The 15,137-nt window shown below is 58.2% G+C and carries 13 protein-coding genes; 3 read left to right on the top strand and 10 right to left on the bottom strand.

Annotated elements, in window-relative coordinates; all coding sequences use genetic code 11:
• Positions 1 to 40: 40 nt before the first annotated feature.
• Complete coding sequence (locus tag HFP51_RS04275; RefSeq protein WP_176874527.1) at positions 41 to 1,813, top strand: cation:proton antiporter; 1,773 nt, start codon at positions 41 to 43, stop codon at positions 1,811 to 1,813.
• A 4-nt stretch (positions 1,814 to 1,817) separates the two neighbouring features.
• Here the strand turns inward: HFP51_RS04275 and alaS are convergent, their stop codons facing one another.
• The 8 genes from alaS to dapA form a co-directional block, all read right to left on the bottom strand.
• Positions 1,818 to 4,463, bottom strand: a complete 2,646-nt coding sequence (gene alaS, locus HFP51_RS04270) for an alanine--tRNA ligase (protein WP_176874526.1) — start codon at positions 4,461 to 4,463, stop codon at positions 1,818 to 1,820.
• 57 nt (positions 4,464 to 4,520) lie between these two features.
• On the bottom strand, positions 4,521 to 5,147 hold the full coding sequence (locus tag HFP51_RS04265) for a glutathione S-transferase family protein (RefSeq protein WP_176874525.1): 627 nt from the start codon (positions 5,145 to 5,147) through the stop codon (positions 4,521 to 4,523).
• A 118-nt stretch (positions 5,148 to 5,265) separates the two neighbouring features.
• Positions 5,266 to 6,345: a recombinase RecA gene (gene recA, locus HFP51_RS04260; RefSeq protein ID WP_176874524.1), complete on the bottom strand. Its 1,080-nt coding sequence runs from the start codon at positions 6,343 to 6,345 to the stop codon at positions 5,266 to 5,268.
• A 92-nt stretch (positions 6,346 to 6,437) separates the two neighbouring features.
• Positions 6,438 to 6,794 (bottom strand): response regulator, encoded by a 357-nt coding sequence (locus HFP51_RS04255; RefSeq protein ID WP_176874523.1) that lies wholly within the window; start codon positions 6,792 to 6,794, stop codon positions 6,438 to 6,440.
• A gap of 53 nt (positions 6,795 to 6,847) precedes the next feature.
• Complete coding sequence (locus tag HFP51_RS04250) at positions 6,848 to 9,313, bottom strand: response regulator (RefSeq protein ID WP_255454852.1); 2,466 nt, start codon at positions 9,311 to 9,313, stop codon at positions 6,848 to 6,850.
• Positions 9,313 to 9,873 carry a DUF2062 domain-containing protein gene (locus HFP51_RS04245; RefSeq protein ID WP_176874522.1) on the bottom strand — a complete coding sequence of 187 codons (561 nt, stop codon included), beginning with the start codon at positions 9,871 to 9,873 and terminating at the stop codon, positions 9,313 to 9,315. The genes HFP51_RS04250 and HFP51_RS04245 overlap by 1 nt, the downstream gene beginning before the upstream one ends.
• 22 nt (positions 9,874 to 9,895) lie before the next feature.
• Positions 9,896 to 10,378, bottom strand: coding sequence for an SsrA-binding protein SmpB (gene smpB, locus HFP51_RS04240; RefSeq protein ID WP_176874521.1), 483 nt, complete (start codon positions 10,376 to 10,378; stop codon positions 9,896 to 9,898).
• Between the two features lie 2 nt (positions 10,379 to 10,380).
• Positions 10,381 to 11,262: a 4-hydroxy-tetrahydrodipicolinate synthase gene (gene dapA, locus HFP51_RS04235; RefSeq protein ID WP_176874520.1), complete on the bottom strand. Its 882-nt coding sequence runs from the start codon at positions 11,260 to 11,262 to the stop codon at positions 10,381 to 10,383.
• 92 nt (positions 11,263 to 11,354) lie between these two features.
• On the opposite strand from dapA, the gene HFP51_RS04230 reads away from it, so the two are divergent.
• Together HFP51_RS04230 and greB are read left to right on the top strand one after the other, a co-directional pair.
• On the top strand, positions 11,355 to 13,370 hold the full coding sequence (locus HFP51_RS04230) for a lytic transglycosylase domain-containing protein (RefSeq protein ID WP_176874519.1): 2,016 nt from the start codon (positions 11,355 to 11,357) through the stop codon (positions 13,368 to 13,370).
• The gene (gene greB / locus HFP51_RS04225; RefSeq protein WP_176874518.1) at positions 13,370 to 13,861 is read left to right on the top strand and encodes a transcription elongation factor GreB; all 492 of its coding nucleotides are present in this window, start codon (positions 13,370 to 13,372) and stop codon (positions 13,859 to 13,861) included. The genes HFP51_RS04230 and greB overlap by 1 nt, the downstream gene beginning before the upstream one ends.
• Here greB and HFP51_RS04220 read toward each other — a convergent pair.
• Positions 13,858 to 14,238 (bottom strand): hypothetical protein, encoded by a 381-nt coding sequence (locus HFP51_RS04220; protein WP_176874517.1) that lies wholly within the window; start codon positions 14,236 to 14,238, stop codon positions 13,858 to 13,860. The two genes, greB and HFP51_RS04220, sit on opposite strands and share 4 nt — an antisense overlap.
• A gap of 61 nt (positions 14,239 to 14,299) precedes the next feature.
• Positions 14,300 to 15,085 carry a polyphosphate kinase 2 family protein gene (locus HFP51_RS04215; protein ID WP_176874516.1) on the bottom strand — a complete coding sequence of 262 codons (786 nt, stop codon included), beginning with the start codon at positions 15,083 to 15,085 and terminating at the stop codon, positions 14,300 to 14,302.
• Between the last annotated feature and the right edge of the window lie 52 nt (positions 15,086 to 15,137).

Here is a 15,137-nt window from a genome sequence, read left to right as displayed (position 1 = left end):
CCCCCTGCCCAATACCAATTTAGCGCCCTAGAAGCGACACATGATCCACGCAATCGAATCGGAAGCATTCAGCAACGCGCTCGTCATACTCGGCGCGGCGGGTATTGTGATTCCGCTATTCGCACGGTTCCGGATCACGCCGATCATCGGTTTCATCATGGTCGGCGTGTTGGTCGGCCCATCCGGCCTCGGCTCGCTGACCGAGCGAATTCCCTGGCTCGTCCATGTGACGATCTCGGACCGTGAAGCGATCGAGCCTTTCGCGGAGTTCGGCATCGTCCTGCTGCTCTTCTCGATCGGGCTGGAGCTTTCTATAAAGCGCTTATGGCAGATGCGCGGGACTGTATTTGGGGTCGGTGCGGCTGAACTCATCGGTTGCGGCCTGCTGATCGGTGGGGCGCTCGTGGCGCTGGGGCAAAACCCGATCGGCGCGCTTGGCCTCGGCTTGGCGCTTGCGCTTTCCTCGACAGCGCTGGTGCTGCCGATGTCCGGCACCAAAACGCCGGTCGGCAAGGCGGCGCTCGGCATCTTGCTGTTCCAGGATGTCGCGATTGTGCCGATCATCTTCTTCCTCGGCGCAATGGGCCCGATGGCGCAGGATGCCGGGCTCGCAGCACTGGGATGGACGTTGCTCTTGAGCTTCGTGACAGTGGGCCTGATGTTGGTCGGCGGACGGCTGATCCTGCCGCGCCTTTTTGCCCAGGCGGCACGTACCAAGAACCCGGAAATCTTCCTCGCGGCCTGCTTACTGGTCATCATTTTGGCGAGCCTTGCGACCACCGCGGTCGGTCTTTCACCCATTGTCGGTGCGTTGGTCGCGGGCTTGGTGATCGCCGAGACGGAGTATCATCGCGAAGTCGAAGTCATTACCGAGCCGTTCAAAGGCCTGGCGCTTGGCGTGTTCCTGATCACCGTCGGAATGAGCCTCGATCTGGCGGCAATCTTTGGTAACTGGGGATCGCTTCTCATCGCGGTAGTCAGTGTCGTTGTCGTCAAGACGATTGTGATCGGTTTGCTCTTGCGGTTCGCGGGCGCGCGCCGCGCCACATCGGCTGAAGCCGGCTTGCTGATGGCCTCCCCCTCGGAAACCACCCTCATCGTTCTCGCCGCTGCGCTGCAGGCAGAGCTGATCCAGCCTTCGACCGCAGCATTCTGGCAAACCGTAGCGGCGATCGGCCTGACGATCACCCCATTGCTTGCTCGGTTCGGACGGATGGCGGCGCGACGTGTCGAGATGCGCGAACATCAGGTCGATATTCCCGGGGATACTGACGAGGCAGAAGAACGGGCGATAATTGTTGGCTTTGGCCGCGTCGGCCGCCTCGTCGCAGATATGCTGCGCGAGCATGATAAGCTATTCGTAGCCGTCGATTCCAATATCGATACCGTCGCCCATGGCCGGCGGGATGGCTATCCGACGATCTTCGGCGATGTCGCGCGACCGCAACTTCTGGAAAATCTCGATCTCGAACGCGCCAGCGCTCTGATTTTGACAATGGACGATCCGGTCAGCCTGGTTCAGCTCACCAAGCGGGTCCGCGAATGGCATCCGGAGCTGACAATCGTGGCGCGCGCCCGGGATCCGGATCATGCCGCTGAACTCTATCGCGCCGGGGCAACCGATGCCGTTCCGGAAACCGTAGAATCATCGCTACAGCTGTCCGAGGCAGTGCTTGTCGATATCGGCGTTCCCATGGGACCCGTCATCGCGTCCGTACATGAAAAACGGGCGCAACTGCGTGAAGCCATCATGGAACTGGGTGAGTTGGACGCGCCGCCCGAATTGCCGCGTGAGAAGCTCAGGAAACCGTAACGATCTAGTCGTTTGCGGATAGCGCTTCGCGAATGGAGTTCAGGGCAGCCTCTGCCTTGTCGCCATCAGGGCCGCCGCCTTGGGCCATATCCGGCCGACCGCCACCACCTTTGCCGCCAAGTGTTTCGACGGCGGTACGCACCAGCGCGACTGAATCCCGCTCGCCAACTAGATCGTCGGTGACGCCAACGGCAACGCTCGCGCGACCGTCATTCACGGCGATGACAGCGGCAATGCCGGAACCCAAACTCGTTTTGGCTTCGTCAATCAGTCCGCGGAGCGATTTTGGATCGAGGCCCTCGGCAACCTGGCCGCGGAAACTATGTCCGCCAATCGTCTCGGTATCCGGACCCGAGCCGCCTCCGCCGCCCATAGCCAGCGATTTCTTCGCTTCCGCCAGCTCTTTTTCGAGCCGTTTGCGATCTTCGATCAGCGCCGCAACCCGATCCGGCAGTTCGTCCGTACCGGTTTTCAGCGCGCTGGCGGCCTCAAGCAACTTTGCCTCGCGATCGCGATACCATAGCCGCGCAGCCTCTCCGGTTAGCGCTTCGATACGCCGGACACCGGCAGAAACTGCGCTTTCCGAAATAATCACAAAGAGTCCGATGTCGCCCAATGCTTCGACATGGGTGCCGCCGCAAAGCTCAACGGAATAATTCGCCCCATTCTCCAATCCCATGGAGAGCACGCGCACTTCATCGCCATATTTCTCGCCAAACAGCGCCAATGCGCCCGCTTCGACGGCTTCGTCTGGCGTCATCAAGCGGGTGATTACATCATCATTGCCGCGAATCTGGGCATTCACGTCTGTTTCAATCTGCGCGATATCGGCAGCGTCGACCGCCTTGGGATGGGAAAAGTCAAACCGAAGGCGATCTTCGGCCACGAGACTGCCCTTCTGTGTCACATGGTCACCGAGGCGGTTGCGAAGTGCAGCGTGCATGAGGTGTGTAGCGCTGTGATTTGCGCGGAGGCGTGTGCGCCGTTCCGCATCAATGGCCAACGACACGATCTGGTCGACAGTGATTTCTCCGCTATCGATATGGGCATTATGGGCATGCAGACGGCCAAGTGGTTTGGCCGTATCGGCGACCGATGCCGACAATCCTGCATCGTCGCTGATCGTCCCGGTATCACCCATTTGGCCGCCACTTTCCGCATAGAAAGGCGTTTGGTTCGTGATGATGATAACATCGTCCCCGGCGCCGACCCGATCGACGGTTTCACCGTCTTTAACGAGGGCAATGACCTGCCCCTCCCCCACATCGGCGGCATAACCGGTAAACTCCGTGCCGCCATGCTCTTCGGCAATGTCGAACCAGATAGTTTCTGAGGCCGCTTCGCCGGATCCTTTCCAGGCCGCGCGAGCTGCAGCTTTTTGTTCTGCCATTGCGGCATCAAATCCGGCGCGATCAATTTCAAGGCCACGACTGCGCAGCGCATCTTCAGTCAGATCATAGGGAAAGCCAAATGTGTCATAAAGTTTGAAAGCAGTGGCGCCTTCCAGCACGTCACCTTCTTTCATGTCGGCTGACGCTTCGTCGAGCAGCTTGAGACCGTTGGCGAGGGTACGGCGGAACCGTTGTTCTTCGTGATTGAGCGTTTCTTCGACCAGCGGTTGAGCGCGGACAAGTTCGGGAAACGCACCGCCCATTTCGGCGACTAGACTTGGCACCATTCGGTGCATCAGTGGCTCCTTGGCGCCGAGAATATGGGCATGGCGCATCGCGCGACGCATGATCCGCCGTAACACATAGCCACGCCCTTCATTGGCTGGCAGGACGCCATCGGCAATCAGGAAGCTCGCGCTGCGCAGGTGATCGGCGATCACACGGTGCGAAGCAGCCGTATAGCCGTCCGGAGCGGTATGTGTCAGTTCAGCGCTCTCTTCGATCAGTGCCTTGAAGAGATCAATTTCGTAATTGTCATGGGTCCCCTGCAGAACGGCCGCGACGCGCTCTAGCCCCATGCCTGTGTCGATTGACGGTTTCGGGAGATCGGTCCGGCCACCTTCTTGCTGGTCATATTGCATGAAGACCAAATTCCAGATCTCGACGAAACGATCTCCGTCTTCATCGGGGGATCCTGGAGGGCCGCCCGGGATATGGGCACCATGGTCGTAGAAAATTTCGCTACTTGGACCACAGGGCCCCGTGTCGCCCATCGACCAGAAATTGTCGGCGGTCGCGATACGGATAATGCGCTCTTCCGGCAGGCCGGAAATCTTGCGCCACAGGTCGAAAGCTTCATCGTCGTCATGATAGACAGTCGCCGTCAGTCGATCGGGATCGATCCCCCATTCCTTGGTGATCAGTTTCCAGGCGAGCTCGATTGCCTCATCCTTGAAATAATCGCCAAAGGAAAAATTGCCGAGCATCTCGAAGAATGTGTGATGCCGCGCGGTATATCCGACATTGTCGAGGTCATTATGCTTGCCGCCGGCCCGAACACATTTCTGTGAACTTGTGGCGGTTGCGTAATCGCGCGTTTCCAGACCTGTGAATACGTTCTTGAACGGCACCATGCCGGCATTGACGAACATCAGCGTTGGGTCATTATGCGGCACGAGCGGCGAGGATGGGACGAGCGCATGCCCCTGATCCGCAAAGAATTCGAGAAAAGAACGGCGTATGTCGTTAGTCGATGTCATGCGCGGCATGTAAGCAAGCAGAGCGGTGCGGGCAAGCAGCCTGTGGGCGCTCAGCTGCTATGCATAGGCATAGTCGCCGCCACGCTCGAGCGCACGGACATAGGCGGGCCGCGCATGGACAGTGTCGAGCCAGGCAAGGAGGTTTGGATAGCGATCATCCAGACCGGCTCGCTGTTTCGCGGCTTCAAGCGGGAAGCTCATCATTACATCTGCTGCGGTAAAGCTATTGCCGGCAAACCAAGGGCGCTCGAAAAGCTCATCGTTGAGCCAACGTAAATGGCTGGCAAACATAGCAAGGATCGGCTTGCGTGCAGGGCGGCCCAATATCCCCAAACGATCGATTACCAGAATCGAAAGCAGCGGCGGCATCATCGAGCCCTCAGCATAATGGAGAAACTGCCGATAGCGGAGCGCCTCGTCGACATGGGACGGTGCGCCTAGCGTACCCCCGGCCTTGGCAACCAGATATTCAACGATCGCGCCGGTCTCTATCAACGTGCGGCCATCATCGGTGATGGCAGGCGATTTTCCCAATGGATGCACTTTTTTGAGTTCTGGTGGTGCGAGCATCGTCTTCTTGTCGCGATCATAGCGTTCGACGGAATAATCCAGCTCCAGTTCCTCGAGCAGCCACAAGATCCGCTGTGAACGGGAATTTTCGAGATGATGGACGGTGATGGTCATAATGCGATGGCCCCCTCGATCGCGCTGATAGCCGGTTGCTATGCATGAGCGGGCCAAAAAGCAAAAGGGCACGCCCTTACCGGACGAGCCCTTTAATGCAGCGCCATGGAGCTACCGTCTATTCGTCCGATCCGCTGTCTGCGTCCGGACCGCTCATCATTTCCTCGGCAACTTCTTCTTCCTTGCCGCGAATCTGACTTTCGATCTTCTCGCAGATTTCGGGGTTTTCGAGCAGGAAGGCTTTCGAATTTTCACGCCCCTGCCCGATCCGGGTCGAATCATAGGAGAACCAGGATCCGGATTTCTCGACAATGCCGGCTTTGACCCCGAGATCGAGTATCTCGCCCATCTTTGAGATGCCCTGGCCATACATGATGTCGAACTCGACCTGTTTGAACGGCGGCGCGACCTTGTTCTTCACCACCTTAACACGGGTCGCGTTGCCAACAATCTCATCGCGATCCTTGATCTGGCCAATTCGGCGAATGTCGAGCCGGACGCTGGCATAGAATTTCAGTGCATTGCCGCCCGATGTGGTTTCCGGGCTGCCATACATGACACCGATTTTCATGCGAATCTGGTTGATAAAGATCACCATGCATTTCGACCGATTGATCGAGCCGGTGAGCTTGCGCAGTGCCTGGCTCATCAGCCGCGCCTGCAGGCCGACATGGCTGTCGCCCATCTCACCTTCAATTTCTGCGCGCGGTACCAGTGCTGCAACTGAATCGATAACGAGAATGTCGACCGCGTTCGACCGCACCAGCGTATCAGCGATTTCCAGGGCCTGTTCGCCCGTATCGGGTTGGGAAATAATCAGCTCGTCGATATCGACGCCCAGCTTCTTCGCATAACCTGGATCAAGCGCATGCTCGGCATCGATAAAGGCTGCCGTGCCCCCAATCTTTTGCGCCTCGGCAATCGTGTGCAGTGCCAGGGTCGTCTTGCCTGAGCTTTCCGGCCCGTAAATCTCGATGATCCGGCCTTTGGGCAAACCGCCAATGCCGAGCGCAATGTCGAGACCCAGCGATCCGGTTGATACCGAATCGATTTCGATCGCTTCGCGCGATCCCAATTTCATCGCTGATCCCTTGCCAAAGGCCCGGTCAATCTGCGCGAGTGCGGCGTCGAGCGCCTTTTGCCTGTCCATATCGTCCTTTTTTCCGTTGGAATCGATGACTTTGAGATGGGCTGCCATTGTCTATGTCCCTCCTAGAAGCTCCGCGCCGCTCGTTCAACGCCGGATCTTTGTATATGCTTTGTTCTCAAAGAACAAGTAGGGAACATAAATTAGTTTGCAAGCGTGATATGAAGTGCTTTTTCTAGCTTTTCCAATGAGAAAGGTTTGGTGAGGAATAGCTTTTTTCGGTGCTTCTGTGGGGGTTGGTCACGATCTCCACCACTCGTGAAGACAAAGGGAATCCCTGCTGCGTCAAGCGCATCGGCTATCGGCCAGCTCGGCTCGCCATCTTTGAGGTTCACATCAAGGATCGCCGCGTCAAATGCAGATGGAGAAATCATCTCAAGCGCGGCGTCTACCGTATCGACAGTTGCGGAGACTTCGCAGTCGAGCGCGTCGACAAAGTCTTCCAGCATCATTGCGATCAGGGCCTCGTCTTCGGCAATCAGGATGCGGGCTTTGCTCATTGCGCGAGCATATCACAGGTGACCAGCCATGCTGGTATCTGCGATATCCGCATCTAGCTGCCCCCATTCCTGTCCTGCAAAATCCCTGCGACTGCGTCGCCAAGTTGCTGGACGGAAAATGGTTTGGGCAGGAAATGCACTTGCTCGATATCGATCGATTTGCGCAGCTGCTCCTCGGCATAGCCGGACATGAAAAGGATCGGAATATCGGGAAGGTCCTTGCGCACTTCCTTGGCCATTGCCGGGCCATCCATGCCCGGCATCACCACATCGGAGAGGATCATGTCGAAATCCCGGCGTTCCGCGATGATCTCGAGCGCAATCTCCCCGTCCTCGGCCGTCACGACCGTATAGCCCTGTCGGCTCAGCGCACGCTCGGCAACCGCGCGCACCATGTCTTCGTCTTCCACGACAAGGATCGTGCCACTGCCCCAGCTTTCCTGGGTTGGCGGCGCGGCTTCTGGTTCGGCGGTTGGCGGAGGTGCTTCAGCGGGTGCGGTAGAGGCTGTTGCGCCTGGTTGGCTATCGGTTTCGCCGCGATGGACGGGCAGATAGATGGTGAAGGCTGTCCCCTGCCCCACTTCGGAGTCGGCGAAGATATAGCCGCCCGATTGCTTGACGATCCCATAGACTGTTGAAAGGCCCAGCCCGGTGCCCTTGCCGACTTCCTTGGTCGTGTAGAAAGGCTCAAAGATCTTGCCCAAAGTGTCCGGCGGAATGCCGATGCCGGTGTCGGTGAGCCGAAACGCCGTATAATCGCTGGATGGCATGATATCATGGCCGAGCGCGTCTACTTCTGCCGGTGAGACCGAGAATGTCTCCAAAGTGAGCGTACCGCGTCCGTCACTATCGGTGCGGGACTGGATCGCGTCCCGCGCATTCACCGCGAGATTGACGATCACCTGCTCCAGCTGGCCCGGATCGGCGCGCACCGCGCCAAGATTGCGGCCATGCCGGATTTCAAGCGAAACGGTTTCGCCGAGCAGCCGCTTCATCAGATTGGACACTTCCGAGACCACGTCCGGCAGCTGCAGGATCTGCGGCCGCAAGGTTTGTTGGCGCGAGAATGCGAGCAACTGCCGCGTGAGTCCGGCCGCGCGATTGGAGTTCGATTTGACCTGCTGGATATCGTCATAGTCGCTATCTCCAGGCGTGTGCCGGAGCAGCATCAGGTCGCAATGGCCAATAATAGCCGTCAGGATATTGTTGAAATCATGGGCAACGCCACCCGCGAGCTGCCCCACAGCCTGCATCTTGGTGGCCTGGGCGACCTGGCGTTTGAGCTTTTCGTCTTCGCTATTGTCCTTGAGGCTGAGCAGCACAGCGGCTTCTCCCAGTCCCGGTGCCCCGGCCACGGTCATGGCAACAGTCTCATCCGGCTGATGCCGCAGCCGCAACGCAATATCCGCCGATATCGACGCGCTGTTTGAAAAACGTCGCACGGCGTTCGCGACAGCCGTCTTGTCTTCATCAACAACGAGATCACCCGGATATACCGGTTGCGCTCCGTCATCGAGGCCAGCCGCTCGTCGGAATGCATCATTCATATAGAGGAACCGGCCGTCGCGCTCTGCCAGTGCCAGTCCGAGAGGCAACAGGCCAAGCAACGCATGAATATCCGAACTGTTCGTAGCCCGTCCGGCGCCCGCTATTTCGTCGAGGAAGAAAAATACAATTGGTCCACCGGTTTCCGCGCCAGCTGTCAGTGGCACTTGGATGATCCGGAGAGGCCCGCCACTTTCCCCTTCCCGGGTCAGGCGCAGTGCATCATCTTCATCGGCATCTAGGAGTTCGGTCAGTTGTTGGCCGCGCAGCTTTTCCTGTTGAGAGCCTAATGCGCGATGGCGAAACACTGGATTGGCCGCGATCATTCGGCCTTTGCCGTCAACAAGCACGCCCATGACACCCGCCATGCCAAGCGCGGAGCCCGATTGCCCTTCGAGCAACCGCCGCGCTTCGCCGACCATATCAACGCCCTGTGTGGGTAGAAATCTCCAGATGAGAAAATCGCCCTGTTCGCCGCCGCGCTCAACAAGAGCATCATAATGGCCTTGGGGTGTCTTCAACGCGGCAGCGTTGCCCCGCCCGTCACGCCACGCCGTTCGACCGGCATTGGTCAGTCGATCGATGCCTTCATCGGAAAATGGCATGGCTGGCGGTGTCGGGATTTGACGAAAGTCTTTCTCGAACGCGGAATTGGCTACCACGAGGGTGCCGTCCCGATCGGTAACGGCGACCGGTTCGCTTGCTCCGTCAATTGCCACCCGCAGCAGCGCCCGATCCGGGCCGGTTTTGGCTGTCGCGGGCAACGCGCGGCGCCGCGAAGCAATAAAGGCGATGCCTAGACCGCAGGCGAAGAATGTCGCGAAACCTGCCGCAAATAACGGGCTTTCCAAAAGCACCATCAGCAGAATTGCTGAGGCGATGCCGAGCGCAATTACAGCGATGATCACGGCGCGATCGGCAAAGTGGTAGATGGCCGGGTTCCGGTCTCGGCTTTCTGGAACGATGCTTGCCATTATTCTCCGCTGTCATCCTGGTCGGCCATTGCCAACCGACGCTTCTTCCACTTGCGCGATACGCGATAGCGCCAGAACCAATCGGCCAACAGATAGGCAATCGCTGCACTTACTACCGCCATTACCATGAGCCCGCCAAGGAGTGCAGGCGCTGCATCTGTGGCAAACCAGGCGAGCCATTCAGTAATGCCTGCCTGTCTGTCGACGAGCGTCTGGAAATGCCCGGGATCAGCCTCAAGGCCGAACACACCGTTGCCGACAAACACGGCACCGATCAGAATAAAGGGCGTCGTCAATGGGTTGCTGGTGAAAGTTGTAGCGGCTGCAACCGGGATGTTGGCGCGAAATGGCAGTGCGAGAAGCGCAGATGCGATAATCTGGAATCCGGGAATCATGACAATGATACCAACAATCATCCCCAATGCCGCGCCCCGCGGAACAGATCGCCGGTTAAACTTCCACAGATAGCTATGCATCACCCGTCCGGCGAACGGCTTGATGAAGCGATTCTTCACAAGCTCGTCCCGGCTTGGCGAATGTTTGCGGATCCACCGCATCATGCGGCCGGTTTCTCGTTCCGATCTAGCCACGGTCACGCAGCAGGCGGCCCTGTTCCCTTTTCCAGTCGCGCGCTTTTTCAGTTGCGCGCTTGTCATGTTGCTTTTTGCCCTTAGCGAGTGCCAGCTCGACTTTCGCCTTGCCGCGGGAGTTAAAATAGATGGATAGCGGCACAAGTGTCATGCCCTTGCGCTCCACGGCACCGCGCACCTTGTTGATCTCATGCGCATGCAGCAACAGCTTGCGCGGTCGCTTGGCTTCGTGATTGAAGCGATTACCGTGGCTGAATTCGGGAATATTCGCATTGATCAGCCAGACTTCTCCATCCATCAAATCGGCATAGCTTTCGGCAATGGCGCCTTCGCCAAAGCGGAGCGACTTAACCTCGGTGCCGGTCAAGGCGATTCCGGCTTCGAACTTCTCGTCAATAGCATAATCAAAACGCGCGCGCCGGTTTTCGGCGACGGTCTTAACCTTGTCGAACGTATTGGGTTGCGGGCGGGCCATGTTTAGTCCTCTAACAGGCCTGCATGAGTGAGCGCTGAATCAACTGCCGCTTGCGCGGATTCCGAGGGCCATGTCATCGGCAGCCGCAACTCCCCAGGAAAGCCTGACCGGATCTTGGTCAGGGCGTATTTCGCTGGTCCTGGAGATGCGTCAGCAAACATCGCACCGTGTAACGGATGGAGCGTATCATTTATCTTGAGCGCTTCGTCAGCATCTCCGCGCGACCATGCGGCTTGAAACTCGGCACAGAGACGCGGAGCGACATTCGCGGTGACCGAAATACACCCGGTGCCACCCATCGCGAGATATCCCAGTGTAAGATAATCGTTGCCCGATAGCTGACAGAAATCTGCGCCGCACGCAGCGCGCTGGGCACTTACCCGGTCCATATCGGCAGTCGCATCCTTGGCCCCGACTATCGAGGGAAATTTGCGCAAGCGCGCCATCGTGTCGACCGAGATATCGGAGGCTGTTCGGCTCGGAACATTATAAAGCAGGATCGGCAAGTCGCAGGCCGAAATGATCGCTTCAAAATGCCGGTAGATGCCTTCCTGGTTCGGCTTGTTGTAATAGGGCGGCACAACCAACCCAGCAGTGACGCCGAGTTCCTGGGCCTTGTGCATATTCTTGATCGCAATCTGTGTGTCATTCGAACCGCAACCGGCAATGACCGGTACGCGTCCTGAAGCCTGATCGACACAGGCACCAACCACCTCGAAATGCTCTTCGAAAGATAACGTGGCCGCCTCTCCGGTGGTTCCACACGGGACAAGGGCGCTGCTGCCTTCCGCAATTTGCCAGTCAATAAAGCTCCGATAGGTGGCTTCATCAAACGATCCGTCGCGAAAGGGCGTCACCAGAGCCGGAATCGACCCGCTGAACATAAGTTTCTCCTTCACCTCCACATCTTTGCGCGGCATATCACCGTCACATCATTGGGGCTTATTCATCGTCAGATAAGGATTGTGCGCGCACTATGGCAAGCATGTTGAAGAAGACCGTTGCGTTTATAGCAATTGGCGTGGCCGCTTTGTCCGGCTCCGTAGCCGCCTCGGCACAGAATCTTACGTCCGAACAGCGGGCCTGGTATGCCAGCCGGCTTGGTGTTTCTGGCGCTGGCTCGGTAGGTTCGGTGCCACGCTCTCATCCGATTGGTGAAGCTATCCTCCGCTGGAACCGATTGCAGCAGAGCGACGCCCTGCCGTTTAATGATTATGCGAGCTTTCTCGTGTCGCATCCTGACTGGCCGGGTGAGACGCGGATGCAGCGCGTCGCCGAGAACCAGATTCCGGCTAACGGCGCGTCGCCAGCAGCGCTGATCAGCTTCTTCCAACGCTATGAGCCGATAACGGCCAGTGGTTCGTTGCGCTACGCCGAAGCGCTCGCTTCGATGGGACGCAATGATGAGGCAAATAGATATGCGCGCCAGGCTTGGCGGCTGGGTTCGTTCAATCGTAGCTCAGCGTCAGCTGACGAAGCCGTTGTTCTTCGGCGTTTTGCCGGTGCTCTATCAGCCGAAGATCATGACTATCGCTTCGATTATTTGCTGTGGCAGGATGACACATCGGGTGCTGCCCGCGTTTTATCGCTGACCTCTACGTCACGCCGTGATGCACATTCTGCGCGCCTTCGCCTCTCAACCGGTGCCGGTGCTGAAGCGGGTGGATCGGCGATGGGTGATCCCGGCTATGTCGCGGAACGGGCCATGTGGCTGCGCAATAATGGCCGCTCGATTGAAGCCAGGCGCTTGCTCGCCAATCGCCCTGCCCTGCAACATCGTCCAACCGATGCTGAGGAATGGTATGAAGTGCTACTCCTTAATGCGCGCGCCGCCGCCAATGACCGGCAATGGTCAACAGCCTATTCGATTGCCAGCAAAGTAGACGATGCATTCGATCCCGGCACTGATGTCAGCGGCGAAGAGTTAGGCGTTCGAGACGATTATACGAGCTTGACCTGGCTCGCTGGAACAACCGCTTTATGGCACCGCAGCCGACCTGCCGACGCGGTTGGCATGTTCGAACGCTATGGCCGCGCCGCGCGAACGCCCCAAACACGATCAAAAGGCTTTTACTGGGCCGGGCGGGCTGCTGAGGCCGCTGGCCAACGGGATCGCGCTACGGCTCTCTATGAGGAAGCAGCTGCCTATTATGACTATTTCTATGGTCAGCTAGCCACCGAGCGGCTGGGTCGTGAGCTTCGCCTGCCAAGTGCACAACGCGCATCCATTGATCCGTCCGTCCAGCGTGAATTTATGGACCGAGAAATCGTTCAGGCAATTCGCATGCTCGGCGAATTGGGCGCGTGGAACACGCAATCGACCTTCCTGCGTGGTCTTACCCGCCAGATCAGCACCGAATCCGAGCATCAGCTGTCCGCGATGTTGTCAAGCCAGATTGGCCGGCAGGACCTTGCTGTGATGACCCATCGGAGCGCCCGGGTGAACGGGTTTAACGCCGTTGCCTATGGATATCCGACCGTCCCGATGCCGCGCGGGGCCGAGCGTTTCTTTACGCCGGTTCACGCAATCGCGCGCCAGGAAAGTCAGTTTGATCCGCGCGCAGTAAGCCATGCGGGCGCCCGCGGCCTGATGCAGTTTATGCCGGGCACGGCGCGTGAAGTTTCGCGTTGGATTGGGCGCAGCTATAGCCGCTCCGGCCTGACCAATGATCCGCAATATTCGATCCTGTTGGCGCGAGCCTATTATGAAAGCCTTTATGAGCGGTGGAGCAATCATGCGCTTGCCGCTGCGAGCTATAACGCTGGGCCAGGCAATGCGAACCGCTGGATCCGCGCCAATGGCGATCCGCGCCTCGGGAGCGTCGATATTGTGCGCTGGATCGAAGAAATTCCGATCTACGAGACGAAGAATTACGTCCAGCGCGTGATGGAGAATGCGGTGATGTACGATCTGCTGCATCCTGATCGCGCTTTTATGCCGCGCAACAATGCGCCGCTGTCTCGCTATCTGGGCAAATCCACGCCGGGCTAATGGCCGATCGGGTCAATTACATCACACCGGCAGGTTATGCGGCGTTGAAGGCCGAATATGAAATGCTGTTCGGGACGGAGCGGCCAGAGTTGGTCGAAGTGATTAGCTGGGCGGCGGGCAATGGCGATCGCAGCGAAAATGGCGACTATATCTATGGCCGCAAGAAGCTGCGCGAAATCGATCGCCGGATCAGCTTTCTGTCGCGCCGGATTAAGGCGGCGCAAATCGTTGACCCCTCGGATCAGCCGGACAAGAGCCGGGTTTTCTTCGGAGCGACGGTACAGCTAGTCGATGAAGATGATTGCGAGCGAACGGTAACGCTGGTCGGTGAGGATGAGGCGGATGCTTCGGCTGGCCGGATAAGCTGGCTGTCTCCGATGGCCAATGCTTTGAAGCGCGCTGCAGTTGGAGATAGCCGGACCGTTCGGCTACCTGGCGGGCCGAAGGATTATGAAATCCTCGCGATTACCTATCCTGAGAGTGTTGCCTAGTGGGAGCGTGATCCGTAGTTGCGCCCCGCATGGACGAGCGCAGTGCGGATCTCTTCATCGGTTAGGCGATAATTGCCGTCGGTATCCGCCCAGCGCCGGAAAAAGGCGTTGGCGCTCTCCGCGTCGTCGCGGCTGAGCTCATAGCCCGGGCCAAGTCGATAATGGTCCATCACAAACTGATGCCCCTGGCGGGTTTCGGCCAACCATGGATCAAGCCGACGCGCGCCGGAGCCACTGAACGGATTGGCATAGCGCGGCGCATAGCCGTGCGAGCCGTTATAGCCGTATCCCCGGTCAGAATAGCCATCATGCGCACACCCCGTTGCCAGCAATGCTGCTGCCAGTGCCGTGCCAATTCCCCGATACATGCCCGCCATTTTCGTCTCCTGTTGCGCAGGATATCGCACAGGGACCCAAATCACCGCAAATGTGCTGAACTCAGTCTTTGCCCGGTGTCCCCAAATGGGACGCCGCCAAGTCCATGATTTCCGGATCGGCTTCGGGTGGTTCCATCGACACATGCGCCGAGAGTTGCTCGGCAATATGGGTGAGTGCAGTGATCCGCGCCGTTTTCTTGTTGTTGGCATCAACCACAGTCCAGGGCGCCCAGCGCGTGTCCGTCCGGGCAAACATATCGCGCAGCGCCTCCAGATAGGGTTCGCGCTTCTCGCGGTTGCGGAAATCATCTGCGGTCAGCTTCCAGCGCTTCCAGGGATTGTCGAGCCGCTTGCGGAAGCGCTCGTCCTGTTCTTCCTGCGTAACATGCAGGAAAAGCTTGATAATCGGCGTTCCGCTATCGCGCTGCTGGGCTTCAAATTCATTGATTTCATCATAGCCGCGGCGCCATTCGACTTCCGAACAATAGCCCTCGACCCGTTCGACAAGCACCCGGCCATACCAGGTGCGATCGAAGATATTGATTTCCTTGTTTCCCGGCAATTTGTTCCAGAACCGCCATAGAAAGTGCCGAGCCTTGGCTTCCTTCGTCGGTGCGCCAATCGGCCAGACCTGGAAAAATCGCGGGTCCCAGCGCCCTGTCAGGCGACGGATCATGCCGCCTTTGCCAGCCGCATCCCAGCCTTCTACCGCGATAACAGCGCGCTTGCGATTGGCGATATAGGCGGCCTGAATCTGGCCAAGCCGCTCCTGCAGCTCCGCTAGGTCATCATCATAATCGCCGTCATATTTCGCACCGGCTTCAAAATCGGCAAGGTCGATTGCCATGAAAGATCCCCGCTAAAGTTCCCGAACGATATAGCCCGAAATAGCTTACACA

Source organism: Parasphingopyxis sp. CP4 (genome assembly GCF_013378055.1).
In the GTDB taxonomy this organism is placed as follows: Bacteria; Pseudomonadota; Alphaproteobacteria; order Sphingomonadales; family Sphingomonadaceae; genus Parasphingopyxis.
This window is presented reverse-complemented; position numbering and strand designations above follow the sequence as displayed.

Bases quoted from the DNA above. Each gene is read 5' to 3' on its own strand.
- HFP51_RS04245 (WP_176874522.1), bottom strand. From the start codon at position 9,873: ATGATGCGGTGGATCCGCAAACATTCGCCAAGCCGGGACGAGCTTGTG.
- HFP51_RS04265 (WP_176874525.1), bottom strand. From the start codon at position 5,147: ATGACCATCACCGTCCATCATCTCGAAAATTCCCGTTCACAGCGGATC.
- smpB (WP_176874521.1), bottom strand. From the start codon at position 10,378: ATGGCCCGCCCGCAACCCAATACGTTCGACAAGGTTAAGACCGTCGCC.
- HFP51_RS04220 (WP_176874517.1), bottom strand. From the start codon at position 14,238: ATGGCGGGCATGTATCGGGGAATTGGCACGGCACTGGCAGCAGCATTG.
- HFP51_RS04250 (WP_255454852.1), bottom strand. From the start codon at position 9,313: ATGGCAAGCATCGTTCCAGAAAGCCGAGACCGGAACCCGGCCATCTAC.
- alaS (WP_176874526.1), bottom strand. From the start codon at position 4,463: ATGACATCGACTAACGACATACGCCGTTCTTTTCTCGAATTCTTTGCG.
- recA (WP_176874524.1), bottom strand. From the start codon at position 6,345: ATGGCAGCCCATCTCAAAGTCATCGATTCCAACGGAAAAAAGGACGAT.
- greB (WP_176874518.1), top strand. From the start codon at position 13,370: ATGGCCGATCGGGTCAATTACATCACACCGGCAGGTTATGCGGCGTTG.
- HFP51_RS04275 (WP_176874527.1), top strand. From the start codon at position 41: ATGATCCACGCAATCGAATCGGAAGCATTCAGCAACGCGCTCGTCATA.
- HFP51_RS04215 (WP_176874516.1), bottom strand. From the start codon at position 15,085: ATGGCAATCGACCTTGCCGATTTTGAAGCCGGTGCGAAATATGACGGC.
- HFP51_RS04230 (WP_176874519.1), top strand. From the start codon at position 11,355: ATGGCAAGCATGTTGAAGAAGACCGTTGCGTTTATAGCAATTGGCGTG.
- dapA (WP_176874520.1), bottom strand. From the start codon at position 11,262: ATGTTCAGCGGGTCGATTCCGGCTCTGGTGACGCCCTTTCGCGACGGA.
- HFP51_RS04255 (WP_176874523.1), bottom strand. From the start codon at position 6,794: ATGAGCAAAGCCCGCATCCTGATTGCCGAAGACGAGGCCCTGATCGCA.